This is a genomic window from Dyella sp. ASV21 (assembly GCF_016428975.1).
Lineage (GTDB): Bacteria > Pseudomonadota > Gammaproteobacteria > Xanthomonadales > Rhodanobacteraceae > Dyella.
The window spans coordinates 1-22774 of record NZ_JAELTT010000052.1 but is presented as its reverse complement, the minus strand read 5'-3'; the positions used below and the strand labels follow the sequence as shown (position 1 = coordinate 22774).

Here is a 22774-nt window from a genome sequence, read left to right as displayed (position 1 = left end):
GCAAAGGGGCGCGCTTAGCGCATGATCCGGGCGAGCAGCACCGACAGCGCACGCAACGGACGGGTAATGCGCCACGAGGTGCTGGCCAGTAGATCCGCCTCGCGTCGCATCGCAGCCTCCAGCTTTTCTTCCAGTTGCAGCGCATGCAGGTGGTCTAGCTGCCGCTTGAGTGACGTCACTTCCGCATGGTGCTGCTGCACCAGTTGGTGTCGCTCGCCTTGCATGGCATTCAATCGCGCCGTCGTGGCAGTCAAAACGTGTTCGAGGTCGGTGATCTTGGCCAGTCGTTCGCTGGCAACGTCACGCCAGTCGAGCGCCTCGGTGACCGGTTCCCTGGCCAGAACAGAGGAGGTTGCTTTCATGTTTTAGCGTATCCCGGCGGCAGCGCCTTTCGTCGGAAAGGGTGAAGGCGCAGTCATTCTTACGCACTCGTCTCGAAGCTGTCGATAGATTCAAAAGTCTTTATGACGCGATGTTGCGCTGCAAATAGCGCGGCACTTCGCTGCTGTCGCTTCGTGTTCAAGCCGGTAGATAGCTGGTTTGTTCCACTACCGGTGATTGCGGAATCCTGCGTGTTTCAAACAAATCGGATGGCGGAAAGGCGCAAGGTGTCGTGCTGCATTGCACCAACACGTTATCGCACGTAAAAGCCGCCATTCGGAATGGCCGTGCCAGGCATCCGTGACGCCGGGCACGGCCATGCGTGCTTCAGGAGCGACCGTAGACGTCTTCCAGGCGGACGATATCGTCCTCGCCAAGATAGCTGCCCGACTGCACTTCGATCAGCTCCAGATCCACCTTGCCCGGGTTGCGCAGGCGATGCACGCTTCCCAGGGGAATGAAGGTGCTCTGGTTTTCCGTCAGCAAGAATACGCGATCGTCACAGGTGACTTCCGCCGTGCCCGAAACCACGATCCAATGCTCGGCGCGGTGGTGATGCTTCTGCAGGCTGAGCGAGGCACCGGGCTTCACCACGATGCGCTTCACCTGGAAGCGTTCACCCGCTTCGATGGAGTCGTAGCTGCCCCACGGACGACGCACGGCTCGGTGCAGCGAATGCTCGCTGCGGCCAGAGGCCTTTAGTTCGTCCACAACACGCTTGACGTCCTGGGCTGCGTCGCGATGCGCCACCAGGGTGGCATCCGGCGTGGTGACCACAATGACGTCGTCCAGGCCGACGGTAGCCACGAGATGGCGGTCGTGCGAGCGGACCAGCGTATTGCGGGTGTCGACAGCGATGGTGTCACCCTCGCGCAGGTTGCCATTGGCATCTTTGTGGCCGGCAAGCCACAGTGCCGACCAGGACCCGATGTCGCTCCATTCGCAGCTCACCGGTACGACGGCCGCACGCTGGGTCTTTTCCATCACGGCGTAGTCGATGGAGTCGTCCGGTACCTTGGCGAAGGCCTCGGCGTCGACGCGTACGAAGTCGAGATCACTCTGCGCCGTGGCAAACACGTCCTTGACGGCCGCAAGCATATCCGGCGCGTGAGCCGCCAGTTCTTCCAGATATCGGGACGCCTTAAACAGGAACATGCCCGAGTTCCAGTCATAGCCGCCGTCGGTCAGGTAGGACTGGGCGGTTTCAAGATTCGGCTTCTCTACGAAACGCTCGACCCGGAAGGTGGCGTCGTTGATGGTTTCGGCGCGACGAATGTAGCCGAAGCCTGTCTCGGGGCGGCTCGGCCGGATGCCAAAGGTTACCAGCCAGCCGTCCCGGGCCGCAGGCAGGGCCTGCTGAACGGCGGATACGAAGCTGTCGGTGTCGCCGATCAAGTGATCGGCCGGAAGCACCAGGAGGATGGCCTCCGGATCGTGAGCAACGGCTTGCAGCGCGCCCAGGGCAATGGCTGGTGCCGTATTGCGGGGCACCGGCTCCAGAATGATCGTGGCGCCCTCCACCAGCGACTCCAGCAGCTGATCGGCGACCAGAAAGCGATGGTCAGCGCTCGCCACCACAATGGGAGCACCGATATTAGGCAGGCGCTCGGTCCGTGCAATGGTTTGCTGAAACAGGGTGCCCTCACCGCTGAGTGGCAGGAACTGTTTGGGAAGATTCTTGCGGGAGATGGGCCACAGGCGGGTGCCGCTACCGCCGCTCAGAATAAGGGGGATCAACATGTTGGTCCGTTAACCTCTGAATAAAGCTTGTTGATGGTGTCATCCAGTCCATCACGCCAGTCCGGCAGCTCGAAGCCGAAGCGGTGGCGGAAACTGGCATTGTCCAAGACCGACCACGCCGGCCGCCTGGCCGGGGTGGGGTAGTCCCCGGTACCGACAGCCACGATCTTGGGCGTGCCTTGAAGCAGTCCGGCGTCCGATGCCTTCCGAAAAATCCGGGTGGCGAAATCATGCCACGTCGCCACGCCATCGGAGACCACATGATACGTCCCTTCCAGGGAAATTCGCTTAGCAGGGGGCGCCAATTGCCATTGATCCACGGCCGCGAGGCTAGCGTCCACAATCAAGCTGGCCGGGGTCGGGGTCCCAAACTGGTCGTTGACGATCCGCAGCTCCGGTTGCTGTTTTGCCAGCTGGAGCATGGTCAGGAAGAAATTCCTTCCATGCGGCGAATACACCCAGGCGGTGCGAAAAATGAAGTGGGATGCGCCGCTCGCTCTAAGAGCGAGCTCACCGGCCAGCTTGCTGCGACCGTAGGCATTGATGGGGGAAGGGGTGTCATCGACACCGTACGCCGCGGCTTTTGTGCCATCGAATAAATAATCGGTGGAATAGTGCACGATCAGGGCATGGTGCTTCGCGGCCCAGCCGCCGAGCACCGCCAAGGCGTGGCCATTGATGCGCGTGGCAAGCGGCTCTTCGCTTTCGGCCTGATCGACCGCGGTGTAAGCCGCGGCATTGATGATCAGGTCAGGCTGTACACGGTCCAGCAGCGCATTCAGAGAAGCCGTGTCCGCCAGATCAGCCGAGTGACAGGGGCGGCCATCCAGGCAGCCTTGCCGCGTAGCGGGGACCACCTCCCCCCGCAACGCCAGGGCCCGGCTTTTCATGAAAGCGTGGCCTAGTTGACCATTGGCGCCAAGCAGCAGGATTTTCACGATACGTATCCCGGCAACCGGCCGGGCGGCACCTCGGCTAGCAGCGGCGCGCGCTGATCCTTGGGCGATAGCAGCGGGTCACGAACCGGCCAGTCAATGGCAAGTGCTGGATCGTCCCAACGCAGGCTCGCATCGGCGCTGGCGTCGTAATGTGTCGTGCACTGGTACATCAGCGTGGCCGTATCGGAAACCACGCAGAATCCGTGCGCGAAGCCTTCCGGAACCCACAGATGGCGGTAATTGCTTTCAGTCAGCATGACCGCCGTCCACTGCCCAAACGTGGGCGAGCCGTGGCGGATATCCACCGCCACGTCGTAGACCTCGCCTGCAAGCACGCTGATGAGCTTTCCTTGAGGGGCTGGGTGTTGATAGTGCAAACCACGTAACACGCCGCGGGAGGAGCGTGAAACATTGGTTTGCACGAAGTTGACCCGGATTCCCGCCTCCTGGAAGCGTGCTTCGTTATAGCTCTCATAGAAGCATCCACGGTCATCATCAAACACCCGGGGCTCGACGACGAGCACACCCGGCAAAGGGCTTTCGATAATCCTCATGGGGAGGAGCCCTGCTCAATCAATGAGGCGAGATAGCGGCCGTAGCCGGTCTTGGCCAGCGCCTCGGCCTGCCTTCGGATCTGCTCCGCATCGATCCAGCCGTTCTGGTAGGCGATCTCCTCGGGGCAGCAGACCTTCAGGCCCTGCCGGTTCTCAATGGTTTGAATGTAGTTGCTGGCTTCGATCAGCGAGTCGTGCGTGCCGGTATCCAGCCACGCGAAGCCTCGGCCCAACTGCTCCAGATGCAGCTGGCCCTCATCCAGATAGCGGCGGTTGAGGTCAGTAATTTCCAGCTCGCCGCGCGCGGAGGGGCGCAGGCTGTCCGCGAACTCACATGCGCGTTGATCGTAGAAATAGAGGCCAGTGATCGCATAGTGCGATTTGGGGTGAGCCGGCTTTTCCTCAATACCTATCACCTGACCTTGAGCGTTGAGCTCAGCTACGCCGTAACGCTCCGGGTCCTTCACCCAGTAGCCGAAGACGGTTGCGCCACTTTGCTGCAGTGCGGCGCGACGCAAGCGTTCCGTCAGGCCAACGCCATAGAAGATATTGTCGCCAAGCACCAGGCAGCTCGGTGAGCCGGCCAGGAAATCCCTGCCGATGAGGAAAGCCTGGGCCAGGCCATCCGGCGATGGCTGGATCGCATACTTGATCTGGATCCCCCACTGCGAGCCGTCTTTCAACAGTCGCTGAAAAAGCGCCTGTTCATGGGGGGTATTGATGACCAAAATCTCGCGAATACCCGCCAGCATCAACGTCGCCAGCGGGTAATACACCATCGGCTTATCGTAGACGGGAAGCAGTTGCTTGCTTACGGCCTGGGTGATGGGGTGTAGCCGCGTGCCTGCGCCGCCGGCCAGAATGATGCCTTTCCTCGCGCTCATGCTCCGATCCTTTCGAGCCGATAGCTGCCGTCCAGCACGTGGGCGACCCAGGATTGGTGATCGAGATACCAGTCGACCGTCTTGGCAATACCACTTTCGAATGTTTCCACCGGGCGCCAGCCCAGCTCGACCTGAAGCTTGCGAGAGTCAATGGCATAGCGCCAATCGTGGCCAGGGCGATCCTTGACGTAGCGGATGAATGACTCGTAGCGGTTGCCCCCAGCCAGGGGGCGGCGAACATCGAGCAGCGCGCATATCTGACGCACGACATCAATGTTCCTGCGCTCGGCCTGGCCGCCAACGTTGTACGTTTCTCCCGTCCGCCCGGCTGAAAGTACCTGCCGGATCGCGGCGCAATGGTCGCTTACATACAGCCAGTCGCGCACATTCAACCCCTCGCCATAGACCGGCAGGGGTTCGCCGGCCAGCGCCTTCTGGATGACCAGGGGGATCAGCTTTTCCGGAAACTGGAACGGCCCGTAATTGTTGGAGCAGTTGGTGGTAAGCGTGGGCAGGCCATACGTATGGTGGAAGGCCCTGACGAGGTGATCGGATGCCGCCTTGGAGGCGGCATAGGGCGAGTTGGGAGCGTAGGGGGTTTGTTCCGTGAAACTGCCCTGGTCACCCAGCGTGCCATACACCTCATCGGTGGAGACATGCAGGAACCGAAAGGTTTCGCGGGCCTTCTCATCCAGTGCCAGCCAATAGTCGCGAGCCGTCTCAAGCAGCCCAAGAGTGCCCACCACATTGGTCTGCACAAAGTCCGCCGGCCCCTCGATGGAGCGGTCCACATGCGATTCCGCCGCAAAGTTGACGATGGCGTCGGGTCGAAACTCGCTCAGCAACCGTTGCACGAGGCGGCGATCGGCGATATCGCCTTTCGCGAAGGTGTGTCCGGGGTGGCCTCGCAAGGTATCGAGGGTTTCCAGGTTGCCCGCATATGTCAGTTTGTCCAGGGTTACCACCCGAAGGCCGTCAGCGACTGCACCCAGGACGAAATTGCCCCCAATGAATCCCGCCCCCCCGGTGACCAGGAGGGTTTTCGGGTTGGACAAGTGGTGAATCATGCGATCCTTGGCATATGGCCTACGTTGGCAGGCCGCCATGATGCCTGTTGCTGACTGAACCACCAAGCTGATCACCGGTGGTCCTGGGCTTTCGTGAACGGCCCTGACACGGTAGGCCCGCAATAGCACGGCCTGAAGGTAATATGAGGGGCTTGTGACCTAGGAAAGCCCCCTGGCGGGGCATGAGCGGACTGAATGAAAACCACTGGGAAGCGGCAAAAGCTCGGCTTGGGGACCCTCGCCATTCACGCGGGCCAGCGGCCCGACCCCACGACCGGCGCCATCATGACGCCGATCTATGCCACCTCCACTTATGTTCAGGCCAGTCCGGGCAAGCACAAGGGCTACGAGTACTCGCGGACGCAGAATCCCACGAGGATGGCCTATGAAGGCTGTGTCGCGGCGCTAGAGGGCGGCGTTGGCGGTTTCGCGTTCGGCTCGGGGCTTGCCGCAGCGGCCACCGTGCTGGACCTTCTCGATTCCGGCAGCCATGTCATTGCCATGGATGACCTGTACGGCGGCACCTATCGTCTATTTGAACGGGTTCGCCGGCGCTCGGCGGGGCTCGACTTCAGCTTCGTCGACCTCAACGACGGTCAAGCGCTGAAGGCCGCGTTGAAGCCCAATACCCGCATGATCTGGGCTGAAACACCCACCAACCCCATGCTCAAGTTGGTGGACCTGGCCAAGGTGGCTGCGTTTGCGAAAAAGCACGGCCTTATCCTGGTGGTGGACAACACCTTCTGTTCGCCGATGCTGCAGCGCCCGTTGGAGTTCGGGGCAGACTTGGTGCTGCATTCCGCTACCAAGTACCTCAATGGCCACTCGGACATGGTGGGGGGCGTGGTGGTTGCGGGCAACAAGGAACTGGCCGAGCAGATGGGCTTCCTGCAGAACTCGGTAGGCGCGGTATCGGGCCCGTTCGACGCGTTCCTGGCCATGCGCGGCCTCAAAACGCTGCACCTGCGCATGCGAGCGCACTGTGAGAGCGCGCTCGAGCTCGCGCGCTGGCTGGAAAAGCACCCGGCCATTGATCGTGTGATCTACCCCGGCCTGAAGAGCCATCCCCAGCATGCGCTGGCACGTCGCCAGATGGATGGTTTTGGCGGAATCATCAGCGCTGAAGTCAAGGGCGGTCTCAAGAAGGCGCGCAAGGCCCTGGAGCGCTGCGAACTGTTCGCGCTCGCGGAATCGCTTGGTGGCGTGGAAAGCCTGATCGAGCATCCGGCCATCATGACTCACGCGTCGGTTCCCTTGGCCAATCGCAAACGCCTGGGTATCAGTGATGGTCTGATTCGCCTTTCGGTTGGCGTGGAGGACATCCATGACCTTCGCAGCGAACTTGAATACGCGTTGAGTTGATCTACGCGCGGCCCGGCGGCTGCGCTTTGGGGCAGGGATGCAGCCGCTGATGAGGGTCAGCGGCGTCCGTACCGCTTCAGGCCCGAGGCGACTTGGGCACGGGGCATGCCTATGTTGGCAACGTATCGTAATTGGACGACACATGACTGAAATGCTGGCCGCCATTTGGCGCTATCGGTTCTTTATCTTTTCCTCGGTGAGGAATGATTTCCGCGCTCGCTTCGCGCGAAGCAGCCTGGGTGCTATCTGGATGATCCTGCAGCCGCTGGCTCAGGTCGCCATCTATGCGCTGGTGTTGTCCAGGGTACTGGGCTCGCGCCTGCCTGGAACGGACAACAAGTACGCCTACGTTATCTATTTGACCTCCGGCATCCTGGCGTGGTCGCTTTTCGTCGAGTTGCTTTCGCGTTGCCTGACCATCTTTGTCGATAACGGCAATCTGCTCAAAAAAGTGGTGTTTCCGAGGATATGCCTGCCCCTGATCCTGGCTGGCTCGGCACTCATCAACAATTTGCTGCTACTGATCGCAACGCTTGGTGTTTTCCTGCTGGTTGGACATTCCGTTGGGCCGACTGCGCTATGGCTGTTGGTGCTAGTCCCATTAACGCTCGCATTTGCTCTGGGACTCGGGCTAATCCTGGGAACGTTGAATGTATTCGTGCGAGACGTCGCTCAGGTCATGAACGTCGTGCTGCAACTATGGTTCTGGCTTACCCCAGTGGTCTACATGCCGACCATCGTGCCCGAGGAATTCAAGTACGCGTTGAGTGCAAACCCGATGTATTGGATCGTCAGCTCCTATCAAAACGTACTGCTTTTCCATACCGCGCCAGATATGGAGCATTTGGGATTGACGGCAGTTATTTCGTTGGGTCTGTTGGCGGTAGCGTTGCTTCTGTTCCGTCGCTCCTCGGCTGAAATGGTTGACGTGCTATGAACGCTAACGTTTTGGTGCTTGAGGGCGTCGGTAAATCCTTTCGTGAATACCCTTCGCAGATTCTGCGATTCGCTACCTGGGCGGGTATTTCCGTTCGCAACGTTCAAGAACACTGGGTCTTGCGCAACATCTCCTTCCGCCTTGGCCGCGGCGAGGCCGTAGGCATCGTGGGACAAAATGGCGCCGGTAAGAGCACCTTGCTCAAGCTGATCACGGGTACTTTGCGCCAAACGACCGGGAGCCTCACAGTAAATGGCCGAATCTCGGCCATTCTGGAGCTGGGTATGGGGTTCAATCCGGATCTCACGGGTCGTCAGAATGTCATGCATACGGCGGGACTGATGGGTTTCAGTCAGGCCGATATCGAGCGCGCCATTCCTGATATCGAGGCCTTCGCCGAGATTGGTGAGTATTTCGACGAGCCCGTGCGTACATACTCCAGCGGCATGCAAATGCGCGTTGCCTTCAGCGTGGCTACGGCATTCCGCCCGGAAGTGCTCATCGTTGACGAGGCATTGTCGGTAGGCGATGCGTACTTCCAGCACAAGAGCATGGGGCGTATCCGGGAATTCCGCCGTCAAGGCACGACCTTGCTGATCGTGTCGCACGACCGAACCGCCATTCAGGCGCTTTGCGATCGAGCCATCCTGCTGGACAAGGGTGAGATGCGCATGGACGGTGATCCGCACACGGTCATGGACTACTACAACGCCATGATTGCGGAGCGCGAAAATACCGCCATCAGCTCCGTCAAACTCGAATCAGGCAAAGTCCAGACAACGTCTGGTACAGGCGAGGCCGTGGTCGAGAAAGTCGGTATTTACAACGCGGCCGGCGAGCCGGTCGAGTTCATCAATGTCGGTGAACCGGCTGAGTTGCGCATTCAGGTCAAAGCGCATACGGATATACCGCGCCTGGTGCTCGGCTATCTCATAAAGGATAGGTTGGGGCAGGATGTTTTCGGCACCAACACTCACCATACGGGACAGGCCCTGGAGCAGGTACGTGCGGGGCAGGTAATTAATTATTCGATCCGTTTCAGTACGAACATGGGGGCGGGTGCATATTCGGTATCCACGGCGCTGGTCAGTACCGATACTCATTTGGTGAATAACTATGAGTGGCGAGACCTGGCGCTGGTATTCACGGTGATGAATGTGGATCGTGCTTATTTCGTGGGTTCCAACTGGATGCCTCCCTCTATTGCCATCGACCAATCATGAATATCGTTTCTTACGCGCAGAACCAAGAGGACGTCATGCTTCATCGCGCCTTGCGCGATGTGGTACATGGCTTCTATATCGACGTTGGTGCGCAGCAGCCGGTGTTGGATTCGGTTACCAAGCTCTTCTATGACATGGGCTGGACAGGCATCAACATTGACCCGATGCCGCAATGGGTTGAGATGCTGAAGGCGGATCGGCCGCACGACATTAATTTGCAGTTGGCCGTATCCGATCGGGCTGGCCGCATGACTTTTTTTGCCATTCCAGGCACCGGTCTATCCACAGCGGACCAGGATTTTGCCAGGCGCCATGAGTCGGCGGGTTATGTCGCGCACGAAATCACGGTAGAGGTGCGTACGCTTGACGACATCTGCGAGGAGCATGGTGTACGGGAAGTGCACTTCCTGAAGATCGATGTCGAGGGTGCGGAGGAGGGAGTGATCCGCGGGTTCTCCTTCGAGCGCATTCGGCCCTGGATTGTCGTCGTCGAAGCGGTTGAACCCGTTGCTCAGCGTGAAGGTGAGGGCGCGCTGGATGCGGTCATGAGCCATGCCGCTTGGGATCCGCTGTTGCTGGCGCGGGGCTATGAATTTGTCTATTGGGACGGTCTAAATCGTTTCTATCTGGCTAGTGAGCATGCGGAACTGCGAGAGCGGTTTAGTGCACCACCCAATCCGCTGGACGCGTTCGTGCGTCATAACGATCTTGTAAAGCACGAACGGATCATTCAGTTGGAAGTGGAGCGTCGAGGTTTGGTCGATGCTGGCGATCTCGTCGCGCAGCGCCGAGAGCTCGGTGATATCCATGGATTGGTGGAGACAGCGCAAAATCGCCTGCAGCGTATCGCGGAATTGGAGCAGGACAATGCCCGTCTGGTCGGCCGGGCCAACGCTTTCGAAGAACAGCTGCAAGGCGCAGTTAGCGAGCTTAAGCAAGAGCTTTCTCGTATGGGCGGCCTTACGGTAGCGCTTGATTCGGCCCATGCGCAGATTCGCTCGGTCGAGGCGCGATTGAAGCAGGAGCAGGCTTGGGCGCGCGCGGCCGAGGCTCAATTCAAGCAGGGGCAGGCAAAAATTCGCGAAGCCGAGGCCTCGCTGGATGAAGAGAAAGAGCGTGCAGCAAAGGCGATTCTCCGTGCGCAGCAGGCACAGTACCTTTCCGAGCAGGTTGAACTGTTGCGTGCTCAGCGCGATCAGTATGCAGCGAGCCTGCAAGTGATACTCAGTAGCCGATCCTGGCGCATTACCAAGCCAGTGCGTTGGATTTCCAGTCGCTTCGAGCGTCATCCGGCCGCAAAGGGCGTAGAGGGCGGGAAGACGCTGCGTGGTTTGCCGCGACGGGCAGTGCGTCGCGCCCTCTTTGCAGGCGCCCGGTTCTTGCAGCGGCACCAGGGGATTCGCGATTGGGCGAGCGGCGTGCTGGAACGATCGCCACGCCTAAAACATCGGCTGAAGTCCTTTCACCGCCATAACGCCAGCTATATCTACTCTGAAGTCGACGTGGTGAGCGCGGGTAGTGGGTTTCCCATCGTTGAAGGTGCTCCCACCTCGGGGGTCGACCTGATTCATGCGCGTTTGAGCACGATGGTTTCATCTAAGCGCCAGAGTTCCATCCATGACTAAGTTCAATAAGACCATTCGCGCATGAAGATTGTCATTGACCTGCAAGGAGCGCAGAGCGAAAGCCGTCATCGCGGTATCGGGCGGCACACCATGGCCCTGGTACAGGCTTTTACGCGTTTAGCTGGGGCGAAGCATGAGCTGTGGATTGCGACGAACGCGCAATTAGGCCATGTCGAAGAGATCAAGTCCGCGTTCCAGGCGCTCGTTCCTGTCGAGCGAATTGTGTCTTTTTCCATTCCGGCCCCCGTGGCAGGAATGGACCCGGGTAGTCATGCACGGGCGAATGCGGCTGAGTTGGTGCGCGAGAATTTCCTGCGCGAACTGGCTCCTGACATCGTATGGACAAGCAGTCTTTTCGAAGGTTGGGTTGACGACACGGTGACGTCGATCGGCCGGTTACCGGTCGATTGCTTTCAGGCCGTAACGCTCTATGACCTTATTCCACTGTCGGATAAGGAGCGCTTTTTGGCTCGGCCAGACGTACGTGCTTGGTACTTCCGCAAATTGGGCTTTCTAGAGCGCGCCGATGCCCTCCTGGCGATTTCCCAGTACGCGCGCGAAGAGGCTATTGAACTGCTGAATATCGCGCCGGAGCGCATCCGTACAGTATCCAGTGCGGTAGATGATCAGTTTCGGATGCTGGGCCCGGACGAATTGGCCGGAGTTGAGTTGCCGATTGAACTGAAAACTCGCTTTGTGCTGTATGTCGGCGGTTTCGACGATCGAAAAAATGTCGACATGCTTATTCGTGCCTATGCCGAGCTCCCCAGGGCATTGCGCCAGACGCATGTTCTGGTGCTCGGCGGCAAGATCAACACTTCTCAAGAAGAGGCACTGCGAGAGCTGTCCGCCAGGGTGGGCCTGAATAAGGATGAAGTGCGTTTTACAGGGAAGATCACCGACGAACAGTTGATCCAGCTCTACAGTCGCTGCGCGCTCTTTGTATTTCCGTCTTTGCAGGAAGGCTTTGGACTGTCCGTGCTTGAAGCTATGGCTTGCGGCGCACCGGTGCTCGCTGCCAACGCTACCAGCATTCCCGAAGTCGTCGGGTGTGAGGAGATGTTGTTCGACCCCGTGGATGTGAGTGGCCTGTCTGCAAAGATGACTCGCGTACTCGAGGACCCCGCGCTGGCTGATGCCTATCGCTCGCATGGCCTGGCCCAATCGAAACAGTTTTCATGGGAATCGAGTGCTCGGCGAGTCCTGGAAGCTTTTGAATCGCTGATAGCTTCTGGCAGGTCGGCAGTGACTTCGCCAGCTGATCCGCTAAGTCGGCGGCGTAGGCTGGCATTTGTATCGCCGCTTCCTCCCGAGCGTAGCGGTATAGCGGACTACAGCGCGGAGTTGTTACCAAGCCTGCAGCGTTACTACGACATCGAGGTGATCGTCGCCCAACGCGACGTCTCCGATCCGTGGATCACGAGCAACTATCCAGTGCGCACGGTGGCGTGGTTTGTCGAGCACGCCAACGAGTTCGATCGCATTCTGTATCACTTTGGTAATTCGGCGTTCCACCTGCATCAATTTGAGTTGATGCGTCAGCACCCTGGTACGGTCGTTTTGCACGATTCGTTCATTGGCGCACTGAGCCGCTGGCGGGCGGCTCATGCCGGATCCGATCAACCCTACCTCCAGCGTCTGTATCACTCGCATGGTTACCCTGCGTTGGTCGAAGACCAGGAAAAGGGGCGCGAATGGTCGGTGCAGCATTACCCAAGCAGTTGGGAGGTACTTGAGCACGCTGCCGGTGTGCTGGTGCATTCCCGCTATGCGATCGATCAGGTCGAGCGTTTCTATGGAACGCGCTGCGCTCAGGAGCTGCGACGGATTCCATTTCCAAAGCGTCGCCGAGCCAGTAGCAGGGATGCCTCTCGCCGGGCACTTGGTATTGCGCCTGGCGATTTTGTCGTCTGCAGTTTCGGCATGGTGGCCCCCACCAAGCTCAACGGTCGCATCCTTTCTGCATGGCTCGCCAGTTCGCTTTGCGCGGATGCTACGTGTCACCTCGTGTTTGTCGGCGAGAATCACGGTGCGGAATACGGTGCAGATCTACTAGCCGCCATGCGTGCGAGTGAAGCCAGAGACCGCATCCGTATAACCGGTTTCGTCGATGAGGCGCAGTACCATGCGTGGTTGGAGTCGGCTGACTTGGCGATCCAGCTGAGGACCGAGTCTCGCGGAGAAACATCGGCAGCTGTTTTCGACTGTATGGCGCAAGGCCTCCCTATCATCGTGAATGCTCACGCTACCTTTGCGGAGCTGGACAAGGAGGCTGTACTCATGTTGCCGGATCAGTTCGGTGACAATGAATTGATTGAGGCCATGGAGATACTGCTTGCGCAGCCTGACCGGCGCCAGGCGATGTCGGCGCGGGCGCGACATCTCATAAATACAGAACATCATCCCTCCTCGGTATCCGCTCAGTACGCCGATGCGATCGAGTATTTCGCTGAACATCACTTCCTGAGCAGAGAGCGGCAACTAGGCAAGCTTCTTGCTGCGGATCAAGGCTTGACCGACCAGGATTGGTGGCGGGTTGCCAGGGCAATGTTCAACAATCGCCGGCCGCGCCGCCAGTCCACGTTGTTTGTTGACGTGACGGCAGTCGTGCGTGATGACCATAAGACTGGCATCGAGCGGGTGACCCGCAACATTGCCCGGCAGCTGTTACTCGGCGCCATCGAGGATGTTCGGGTAGAGCTGGTTCGATTTTACGGGGGGCGTTACGTCTACGCGCGGGACTATGCCTGTGCGCTGCTGGGCGTGCCGTCACTGGGCCTGCCCGAAGAGGCCATTGACGCGACATGCGGGGACATTTTTTTCGGCTTGGATTGGGTGGCCGACCTTACACCGGCCAACCAGGCGCTATTTGAAGCGTGGCGGGATAGGGGGGTATCCGTACATTTCATGGTGTATGACCTTCTCCCGGTATTGCGGCCCGAGTTCTTCCCGGCGGGAATCGACCGAATGCACGCCAAGTGGCTGCGCAGCATTGCCGCCTGCGCGGATGGTCTGATCTGCATTTCCAAAACGGTGGCTGGTGAGCTGTCGGGCTGGCTATCTACCCAGTCCATTCGTCGGTCGCGGTCATTGAGGATTGGCTATTCGTACTTGGGCGCTGAGCTGGAAGCTAGTCAGGCCAATACCGAGAGTGGCGAACTGGCTGCACCAACGCGGGCGGTGGTTGAGTCCATGGGCGCGCGGACTTCGTTACTGATGGTCGGTACGATGGAGCCGCGCAAGGGCCATCGTCAGGCGGTAGAGGCGTTCGAGCAGCTTTGGGCCAATGGCAGCGACGTTCAACTTGTCATCGTCGGCAAGCTTGGCTGGATGATGGACGATTTGGGCAAGCGCATTGAGTCACACCCTGAGTACGGGAGTCGACTCCATTGGCTGCGTGGCATCAACGATGTTGACTTGCGTGCCATATACGGGGCTGCCGCCGGCTTGTTAGTGGCTTCTGAAGGCGAGGGGTTTGGATTGCCCATCATCGAGGCCGCCAACCATGGCTTGCCCGTGATAGCTAGGGACATCCCCGTTTTCCGTGAGGTAGCCGGTTCGCATGCTCATTATTTTCTGGGCAAAGCTGGAGCTGACATGGCGCATGCCGTTGCTGAGTGGCTCCAGTCTCGAAAAGCCGGCCACCCATTGTCCCCGGGTGTCGCCGTCGACGTGCTCTCTTGGGCGCAAAGCGGCCGCACCGTAGGGCGGATGCTGGTCGAGCGCGGTCACGCGAATTGGGTTCGGGATGTCATGTGCGGCGGAGTACGCTTGTCCCTGGGCGAGGCCGGTCTCTTGCTGGACATGCGTTATATATCGGATGAGTATCTCCCGGAGGGCTGGTCGAAAACCGAACCTTGGGGGCGTTGGGCGACCGGATCATTGGCGAGGATCTCCATGGATCTGACCGCGCCCAAGGATGCTCATCTGGTGCTCGCTATCGAGGCGGACGCTTTCGTGTGCGAGGGCTGCCCGCGGCAGGCATTTAGCCTCAAAGTAAATGGCGAACTGCTGGGACATTGGACCCAGGCGTTCGGTGAGCCCTCTCCGGTGTTGCGGTGGCTGGTGCCGCCCTCTTTCGTCGCAGGTACGCGACGACTCGACATCGACTTGCTGCAAGCCGACGCCGTTTCTCCGGCAATGATAGGCCTTTCGGCCGATGAGCGCGTGCTGGGGCTGGCGGTTCGGAAAATTGAGCTGCAATGGTCGAGGTCAGGCCAAGGGCATTGATTGTGCTACTTTAAGCGATTCAAATATCAGGAATTGCTCCGGTTGCCTTTCGCCAGATAGGAGATGGGCGCAGACCAGAGTTTGTATGGATCAACTGAAGAGTTAACGAATGAAATCTGCGCTGATTACGGGAATTACGGGTCAAGACGGGGCCTATCTCGCTGAGCTGCTCCTCCAGAAGGGTTACAAGGTCTACGGGACCTACCGGCGAACCAGTTCGGTCAATTTCTGGCGTCTGGAAGAGCTAGGCGTCGAGTCGCATCCGAATCTCCATTTGGTCGAATTCGATCTAACGGATCTCGGTTCTGCAATTCGTCTGCTGCAGAGCACTGGCGTAACCGAGGTGTATAACCTGGCCGCTCAGAGCTTCGTTGGCGTGTCGTTTGACCAGCCCGGTACGACGGCACAGATCACCGGTGTCGGCGCGCTTCATCTGCTTGAAGCTATTCGCGTGGTCAATCCGCAGATTCGCTTCTACCAGGCATCTACGTCCGAGATGTTCGGCAAAGTGCAGGCCGTGCCCCAGAAGGAAGACACGCCGTTTTATCCGCGCAGCCCGTACGGTGTGGCGAAGCTCTATGCCCATTGGATTACGGTGAACTACCGCGAGTCATATGGCATCTTCGGCTGCAGCGGGATCCTGTTCAATCACGAATCCCCGTTGCGCGGTCGTGAGTTTGTGACACGCAAGATCACGGATACCGTAGCCAAGATCAAGCTGGGCAAGGCTGAAGTGCTGGAACTCGGTAACCTCGATGCGAAGCGCGACTGGGGTTTTGCAAAGGAATACGTCGAGGGCATGTGGCGCATGCTGCAGGTTGACGAGCCGGATACCTACGTTCTAGCCACTAATCGCACGGTAACGGTGCGTGACTTCGTGGTGCTCGCCTTCGCTGCCGCGGACATCAAGATTCGCTGGGAAGGCGAGGGTGAGAACGAGATAGGTCTTTGCGCCGCCAGCGGTAAGACGTTGGTTCGAATCAATCCTAAGTTCCACCGTCCAGCCGAGGTCGATTTGCTTATCGGCGATCCGGCCAAAGCGACCGCAAAACTGGGCTGGAAGCCGGAAACGGATCTGGAAACACTTTGCCGCATGATGGTCGAAGCCGACATTCGCCGGAACGAACGTGGCCAATCCTTCTGATTCCCACAAGCCTACGGCCCTGGTTACGGGCATTGACGGGTTCACCGGTCGCTATGTAGGTGCCGCGTTAGCCGAGGCTGGCTATCGCGTCGTGGGTATGTCTCATGTGGCAGGTCAGGATGTTCATCCTGCTGATCTGTGCGATCGCGCAGCCGTCGCCGAGGTGGTCAACAGGGTTCAGCCCGATGTGGTTGTTCATCTCGCGGCGATCGCATTTGTGGCACATGGCGATGCCGATGCGATCTACCGGACCAATGTAACCGGTACGCGTCATTTGCTGGAGGCGCTCGCGGCTTTGCCGCGGGCTCCCCGTGCCGTGCTGCTTGCTAGCAGCGCCAATGTCTACGGCAATAGCGAAGTGGAGCTGCTCACTGAGGAAACGGTAGCGGCGCCTGCTAATGACTATGCGGTGAGCAAGCTGGCGATGGAATACATGGCCAAGCTGTGGATGGACAAACTGCCCATTATCTTGGCGCGGCCATTCAACTATACCGGCGTCGGGCAGAGTGAGAAGTTCCTTTTGCCCAAGATCGTCGGTCACTTCCGCCGTGGCGAGCGCACCATCGAGTTGGGCAATATTGAAGTCGCGCGTGATTTTCAGGATGTGCGCTTCGTCGCCGATGCCTATCGTCGACTGCTTGAATCGCCAGTGGCCGTTGGCGAAACGGTCAATATCTGCTCGGGCGTGGCTCACAGTCTTATGGATGTGGTGCGCATGCTCGAAGGCCTGGCGAATTACGCGATCGATGTGCGAGTTAACCCCGCGTTTGTTCGTGCCAACGACGTACTGAAGTTGCTCGGATCGAATGAGAAACTCGAACGATTAATCGGATCGCTTGAGGTCGTTCCGCTGGAACGCACCATAGCCTGGATGTATGGCGCCTAAGCCGGCGCCTTTGATAGCTCGGAGAGCAAGCAGCAATGGCACTCAAAAGTTTCAAGGCCTACGATATCCGTGGGCGGATACCTGATGAGCTGAATGATGATATCGCCCAGCGTATCGGCCGTGCTTACGCCCAGGTAGTGGGCCAAGGCGAGGTGGTCGTGGGTTACGACGTGCGCCTAGCGAGTCCTTCATTGGCCAAGGCGTTGGCCGATGGTCTGAACCAGGCTGGCTGCAACGTGATCGATATCGGTTTGTGCGGTACCGAAGAGGTCTATTTCCAAACGGCTCATCGTGGCGTCGCGGGCGGCATCATGGTGACCGCTAGCCACAATCCCATCGACTACAACGGCATGAAGCTGGTGCGCGAAGACGCGCGGCCGATCAGCGGTGACAGCGGGCTGCGCGAGATCGAGGCCCTGGTGGAGAGCGGCGACTTCGTCGATGTGGCCGTCAAGGGCGCCTTGCGTAGCGATGTCGACAAGAACGCCTACGTGGCTCATCTGCTCGGCTATGTGGATGTCCGTGCGCTCAAGCCGTTGCGCATTGTGGTCAATGCAGGCAATGGTGGTGCAGGCCTGGTGATCGACGAGTTAGCCAAGCACTTGCCATTCGAGTTTGTTCGTATTTGTCACGAACCGGATGGCAGCTTTCCCAACGGCATTCCCAACCCGCTGCTTCCTGAAAATCGCCAGGCCACAACAGATGCTGTCTTGGCGAGTGGCGCGGATTTCGGCATTGCCTGGGACGGTGATTTCGATCGTTGCTTTTTCTTTGACAGCAAAGGCGAGTTTATCGAGGGCTACTACCTCGTTGGTTTGCTGGCAGCACAGCTATTGGAGAAGCATCCCGGTGCCAAGGTCATCCACGATCCCCGGCTCTCCTGGAACACGATGGAAATGGTCGCGCAGGCCGGTGGCGTCGCGGTTGAAAGTAAAACCGGTCACGCATTCATCAAGGAGCGCATGCGTGCGGAAGATGCCGTTTATGGCGGCGAAATGAGCGCCCACCATTACTTCCGGGATTTTGCCTATTGCGACTCCGGGATGATTCCTTGGCTGCTCATAGCTGAGCGCATCTGCAAGACCGGCATATCGCTCAGGGATATGTTGGCCGAGCGCATCGCCGCGTTCCCTTGCAGCGGTGAGATCAATTTCAAGGTAACGGACGCGGCTGCCGCGGTGGAGCGGGTCTTGGCACACTACGCATCGGCAGATGGCACGCTGAGTCGCGTCGATGGTGTAAGCATGGAGTTCGATCAGTGGCGCTTCAACCTGCGCTCGTCGAATACCGAGCCCTTGTTGCGCCTTAATGTGGAATCGAGAGGCGACGAGAGGCTTATGCGGCAACGTACTGACGAGATCCGTCGTCTGATTACGGCCAGTTAAGTCCATAACCAAGGGCTGGGCGGGGTAACCCCGGCCCCGCCTAAGCAGTTCATTGGGACGCGCGAACGTCGACGGCCAGTGCGAAGCCCGACTCCGGTGCCTGATCGATGAACCAAGCATTGTGCTCTTGCACCAGCGATGCTTGCAGGATGTAGCTCCCGGGAGTGGACGGAGAGCGGATATGCATGGGGACGATAGCATCCAGGCTTGGTGATACGTTTTCCGGCAGCGAGCTACGCAAGCCATCCGCGACCACCACGTCGCCATTGCTGGTCAGCCATCGGTACGAAATATTTACGGGATTGCGGCCGACGGACGGCCAGAGTGCAAGGCCAAGATTCGATGCACGTACTTGTAGCAAGGTATCCACTCCCGGCCTGAGGCTGGAGATGTCGGCCATGGGCTGGAGAGAGGCGCGGAAATCCTGCAGGTTTTCGTGAATAACGCCGAAGGAACCGGCAATACCTGTTTGCGCGATTTCGGCGTCCTCCTGCCAGGAGGCTTCCGATGTACCGCCCTCCAGGGTGACAGATGCGTCCATCAAAACGCGACCAATAGCGTGATTGGTTGCGGCGCTGGGGACCTCAAGCTGACTCACGTCTTCATGCCAGTGGTAGCAGCCGTCGAGATGCGTGAGCCCTTGTACAAGGGCTGCATCCACGGAATAGTGACCACACCCCAGCCTGTTGAGCATGGTGAACGTCACTTCATATGCGCCCGGATGCACGCGAGCAAAACGTCGACCCAACTGCAAGGAGTTTGTTCCAAAGGCGAGCCCGCCCCGTTCGTCCTTGATGGCAATACCGATATTGAGCTGTTCCAGTAACACGTGCGCGGCGAAACGCACCTTGATTGACACTCGTTCCCCTGTCATCGCAGTCCCTGCACCAAGCAGGGCACCGACCGTTTCAACCTGGAGAATCTCCGCGCGCCTGTCACCAAACTCGAGCGCCACGGGAGCTTCGGCGATCTCTGTTGCGATAGGGGAGGCGTCCAAGGGGATAGTCTTGGCTGCTTCGCGCCCTGCGCATCGGATGTAGCTCCGACGATTTTCACGGAAGCGCGAAAGGGCGTACTCGTACAGTTCGATCTCAGGTGCGAGCAGGTCATCCAGAAGGGTACGCTGCCTGCTGTTCAGGGCGTCCAGCGTGATGCGTTGGATGGTGGCATTCGATCGGGGTACAGCCTTGATTGACCAGCCGAACTCAGCACAAAGCATGTGGGCGAAGTCGTCGAGTTCCTCCTGCACGCCGACCCCGTCGAATGTGTCGATGGCACGTTTGGCAGCCTGCAGTTGGTCATCCAATGTGGGGTTGCTGCTGTGCTGAAGTGCCAGCGGGCTCAACATATCGAGTTGTACGAGGTGCCCCGCCTGCCCCTGGCATTGATCGATGAACTCGTCAAAACCCGAAAGCTGGACCGACGTGTGGATGACTCGGCCAACGTTGTTGTGCTTCCTAAAAAAATGATCGGAGAGAAACCGGTCGAGCGGGTTGCGTAATACCGTGATGTTGTAACGGTCACACGGAAGCCGATCTCCTTGCAGAGCGGCGAAATGGCCGCTTATGACCTGGGCGTGCTCCCATTGAAGCAGAGCATCACGCAGTTTCATGCCGGTAATCGGCTTAGACACGCGACTCTCACCCACCTGATGCTCAAAGAATTCGCGTAGCGCCGTGCCGCCGGTCCTGGGCAAATGAAAATGGAGGATGGCTTTCATGGATACTAAAAACGCCCACTCGACAGGCTGGATGACAAAATGGCCCGGACTATGGCATGCCGCAAGCCTGCTTTACCTCAAAAACTTACGAATTGCTTGCGGTCAAGTCCACTGTATGTGATGCCGTTAGCAAATATGCGCACGCGAGTTGCGAGAAATCGATCGTAGGTGTCGCTGGTCGATGCACGGATCAGGACACGGCCGTCTACGTAGACGTTGCAAGGCAGCCCAGCGCCCCACGCGTGTAGCTCGCGTGGGGCGGCGGAGTAGTCAGTGCTTCTATGCCGCGCCACCCATGGCCCGGCCGATAGCATGATGCTCAAAACCATGCCCCCTGACCGTCGCCGGGTCGTACAGATTGCGACCATCAAAGATCACGGGGTGCTTTAAGAGTGTCTTTATCTCACCGAAGTCAGGCGAGCGGAACTCTTTCCATTCGGTGACGACTATGAGTGCGTCTGCGCCTCGGATGGCCTCGTCAGGTGAATCGGCTAGCGTCAGGCCGGCGTGATCCCCGTAGATGCGTTGAGCCTCTTCCTTTGCTACCGGGTCGTACGCCACAACCGTAGCGCCCTTCGCGATCAACGCTTCTAAAACTACGCGACTGGTGGCTTCGCGCATGTCGTCGGTGTTGGGTTTGAAAGCTAGACCCCACAGGCCGAAACGTTTGCCTGTAAGGTCATCTCCGAAGCGTGAGCAGACTTTGGAGACCAGCACCTGCTTCTGAATGTCGTTGGACACTTCAACAGCTTGTAGAACGTTGAGGTGCTGCCCGGTCTCGGCGGCAGTTTTAATGAGGGCTTTGACGTCCTTGGGAAAACAGGAGCCCCCGTACCCGCAGCCCGCGTAGAGGAAGTGGTACCCAATGCGCGGGTCCGAGCCGATGCCGTGACGCACCCACTCGATATCTGCGCCAAGCTTCTCTGCCAGCAGTGCCAGTTCATTCATGAAAGAAATGCGCGTGGCGAGCATGGCGTTCGCCGCGTACTTGGTAAGCTCCGCCGAGCGAACGTCCATAATGATGAGCTTGTCGTGATTGCGCTGGAACGGGGCATACAGTTCACGCATGATCTTGATGCCGCGCTCGTCGTCGGCACCGACCACGATGCGGTCGGGCTTCATGAAGTCCTCGACGGCGGAACCTTCCTTCAAGAACTCTGGGTTGGACACCACTGAATAATCGAGCTGAATGCCGCGGCGAAGCAATTCTTCCGCAATAACCGCATTGACCTTATCGGCCGTGCCAACAGGCACCGTGCTCTTGTCGACAACGACCTTGAATTCGGTCATCAGGCGACCGATGTTCCGAGCAGCCTCAAGTACGTACTTAAGGTCGGCGGAGCCGTCCTCGTCAGGTGGCGTCCCCACGGCGATGAACTGTGTTGTGCCGAAGCGAACAGCTTCCTCGATATCCGTAGTGAAACGCAGGCGTCCGGCGGCGACGTTGGACGCAATGACCTTGTCGAGGCCAGGTTCGTGAATGGGGACGCCGCCGGCCTTGAGTACATCGATCTTTGCCTGATTCACGTCCAGGCAAAGAACATCGTTACCCATTTCCGCCAGGCAGGCGCCCGAAACGAGACCGACATAGCCGGTTCCAACAACAGTCACTTTCATCGCAATTCACCTTCATTTAAAAGTGGGTGCTCTAGCTGCCCCGCCCCACCTGTGGGGACCAGGTCAAGTCAACAACTCATCGCGGCGCAGGCACCTCAATGATCTGCGCACCAACAGCCAAAGGCATGCCCTTGTCATGGAACCAGGAGACACCGTCCTGGACCAAAGAAAAAACGATTTGGTAGCGCCCGGGTTGCGTAGGTAGCTGCACGGGGACTTTCTGATTCAAGGTGTTGCCCGCGGCTACGTCGACTTCGAGAGGCATTCGAGTCGTCCAGGCGGCCATATCCACGGGTTGGCTCTCGGGCACGAACTGCCAAGACAGTTGCACCGGATCATTGCTGAGCGAAACGGCGGGTAGATAGTGATCGCTTTTGTTCGTAACAGACACAGTAATCGTATACGCCTGATCATCATGGTCCTGCGAGACGATAGCGATAGTTGTGTGCCGGAAAGTATCTTCGGACAGTGCGCCGGCAAACGGTTGCAAGTGGCTGTAGTCCGGGCAGGCTGCCGTTTCCGGTAGCACTTTCAATCGGGGAATCAAGCTCGCGGTCCGAGATGTGGGCCAGCCATTGAATGCAGCGCCTTGAGCGAGGCGCTTTACCCCCGTCGCGCAAGCATCAGGCAGCCCAAAGTCTGGAGGCAAGTTGCCCGAATAGCCATTTACAGTGGCCACCCCCATATCCTGCGCCAGCATCATGGTATCGAGTTCGGCGTAAAGCCACGGCTCCCCTGGACGGCTCAATCCATAGATGATGGACGTCTGATTGCGTCCCTTGTCGGCATCCCAACCGGAGCGAAGCGTTTGAATGCGATCGCGCCATTGCTCTACCGGAACACTGGTTGGTTTGTAGGCAATTGCTTCCAAAGACACCAGAAGCGCCACGCCTGCGACGACCAGTGCGCGATGTTGATGGAAGCGGTCTACCAAAGCTTCGACGCCCATCGCTACTGACCTGCGTACGAACTTTGTGTCCAATCAGGCAGTGAGTTCAGCGGGGATGATATCGGGTTGGGACCAGTTTCGCCGGATGGTGGCCGGCGGCTTATAGCCATGCGAGCTGTGCGGTCGCTGCTC

At 58.8% G+C, this 22774-nt stretch carries 17 protein-coding genes; 8 read left to right on the top strand and 9 right to left on the bottom strand.

The window, feature by feature from the left end:
- Positions 1-14: 14 nt before the first annotated feature.
- From JHD67_RS15640 to rfbB, 6 genes are all read right to left on the bottom strand, one after another.
- Positions 15-362: a hypothetical protein gene (locus tag JHD67_RS15640; protein WP_199100161.1), complete on the bottom strand. Its 348-nt coding sequence runs from the start codon at positions 360-362 to the stop codon at positions 15-17.
- Between the two features lie 346 nt (positions 363-708).
- Positions 709-2121 carry a mannose-1-phosphate guanylyltransferase/mannose-6-phosphate isomerase gene (locus tag JHD67_RS15635; RefSeq protein WP_199100160.1) on the bottom strand — a complete coding sequence of 471 codons (1413 nt, stop codon included), beginning with the start codon at positions 2119-2121 and terminating at the stop codon, positions 709-711.
- The gene (gene rfbD / locus JHD67_RS15630; protein ID WP_199100159.1) at positions 2115-3059 is read right to left on the bottom strand and encodes a dTDP-4-dehydrorhamnose reductase; all 945 of its coding nucleotides are present in this window, start codon (positions 3057-3059) and stop codon (positions 2115-2117) included. Before rfbD ends, JHD67_RS15635 begins: the two co-directional genes overlap by 7 nt.
- Positions 3056-3613, bottom strand: coding sequence for a dTDP-4-dehydrorhamnose 3,5-epimerase (gene rfbC / locus JHD67_RS15625; RefSeq protein WP_199100158.1), 558 nt, complete (start codon positions 3611-3613; stop codon positions 3056-3058). The genes rfbD and rfbC overlap by 4 nt, the downstream gene beginning before the upstream one ends.
- Positions 3610-4497, bottom strand: coding sequence for a glucose-1-phosphate thymidylyltransferase RfbA (gene rfbA, locus JHD67_RS15620; RefSeq protein ID WP_199100157.1), 888 nt, complete (start codon positions 4495-4497; stop codon positions 3610-3612). Before rfbA ends, rfbC begins: the two co-directional genes overlap by 4 nt.
- Positions 4494-5564 (bottom strand): dTDP-glucose 4,6-dehydratase, encoded by a 1071-nt coding sequence (gene rfbB, locus JHD67_RS15615; protein WP_199100156.1) that lies wholly within the window; start codon positions 5562-5564, stop codon positions 4494-4496. The genes rfbA and rfbB overlap by 4 nt, the downstream gene beginning before the upstream one ends.
- 195 nt (positions 5565-5759) lie before the next feature.
- Here rfbB and JHD67_RS15610 point away from each other — a divergent pair, with 195 nt between their 5' ends.
- The 8 genes from JHD67_RS15610 (at position 5760) to JHD67_RS15575 (ending at position 18356) form a co-directional block, all read left to right on the top strand.
- The gene (locus tag JHD67_RS15610; RefSeq protein WP_199100155.1) at positions 5760-6926 is read left to right on the top strand and encodes a PLP-dependent aspartate aminotransferase family protein; all 1167 of its coding nucleotides are present in this window, start codon (positions 5760-5762) and stop codon (positions 6924-6926) included.
- A gap of 142 nt (positions 6927-7068) precedes the next feature.
- Positions 7069-7863, top strand: a complete 795-nt coding sequence (locus tag JHD67_RS15605) for an ABC transporter permease (RefSeq protein WP_199100154.1) — start codon at positions 7069-7071, stop codon at positions 7861-7863.
- Complete coding sequence (locus tag JHD67_RS15600) at positions 7860-9086, top strand: ABC transporter ATP-binding protein (protein ID WP_199100153.1); 1227 nt, start codon at positions 7860-7862, stop codon at positions 9084-9086. Before JHD67_RS15605 ends, JHD67_RS15600 begins: the two co-directional genes overlap by 4 nt.
- Entirely contained in the window at positions 9083-10711 is a 1629-nt protein-coding gene (locus JHD67_RS15595) for an FkbM family methyltransferase (protein ID WP_199100152.1), read from the top strand. The genes JHD67_RS15600 and JHD67_RS15595 overlap by 4 nt, the downstream gene beginning before the upstream one ends.
- 21 nt (positions 10712-10732) lie before the next feature.
- The gene (locus tag JHD67_RS15590; RefSeq protein WP_199100151.1) at positions 10733-14941 is read left to right on the top strand and encodes a glycosyltransferase; all 4209 of its coding nucleotides are present in this window, start codon (positions 10733-10735) and stop codon (positions 14939-14941) included.
- A 109-nt stretch (positions 14942-15050) separates the two neighbouring features.
- Positions 15051-16085 (top strand): GDP-mannose 4,6-dehydratase, encoded by a 1035-nt coding sequence (gmd, locus tag JHD67_RS15585; RefSeq protein ID WP_199100150.1) that lies wholly within the window; start codon positions 15051-15053, stop codon positions 16083-16085.
- On the top strand, positions 16069-16971 hold the full coding sequence (locus tag JHD67_RS15580; protein ID WP_199100149.1) for a GDP-mannose 4,6-dehydratase: 903 nt from the start codon (positions 16069-16071) through the stop codon (positions 16969-16971). The genes gmd and JHD67_RS15580 overlap by 17 nt, the downstream gene beginning before the upstream one ends.
- 35 nt (positions 16972-17006) lie before the next feature.
- Positions 17007-18356, top strand: a complete 1350-nt coding sequence (locus tag JHD67_RS15575; protein WP_199100148.1) for a phosphomannomutase — start codon at positions 17007-17009, stop codon at positions 18354-18356.
- Positions 18357-18405: 49 nt separating this feature from the next.
- Here JHD67_RS15575 and JHD67_RS15570 read toward each other — a convergent pair whose 3' ends face one another.
- The 3 genes from JHD67_RS15570 to JHD67_RS15560 all read right to left on the bottom strand — a co-directional run bounded on the left by JHD67_RS15570 (position 18406) and on the right by JHD67_RS15560 (position 22642).
- Positions 18406-20076, bottom strand: a complete 1671-nt coding sequence (locus JHD67_RS15570) for a Wzt carbohydrate-binding domain-containing protein (protein ID WP_199100147.1) — start codon at positions 20074-20076, stop codon at positions 18406-18408.
- A gap of 279 nt (positions 20077-20355) precedes the next feature.
- Complete coding sequence (locus JHD67_RS15565; protein ID WP_199100146.1) at positions 20356-21693, bottom strand: UDP-glucose/GDP-mannose dehydrogenase family protein; 1338 nt, start codon at positions 21691-21693, stop codon at positions 20356-20358.
- A gap of 76 nt (positions 21694-21769) precedes the next feature.
- Positions 21770-22642, bottom strand: coding sequence for a hypothetical protein (locus JHD67_RS15560; protein ID WP_199100145.1), 873 nt, complete (start codon positions 22640-22642; stop codon positions 21770-21772).
- Positions 22643-22774 lie beyond the last annotated feature (132 nt).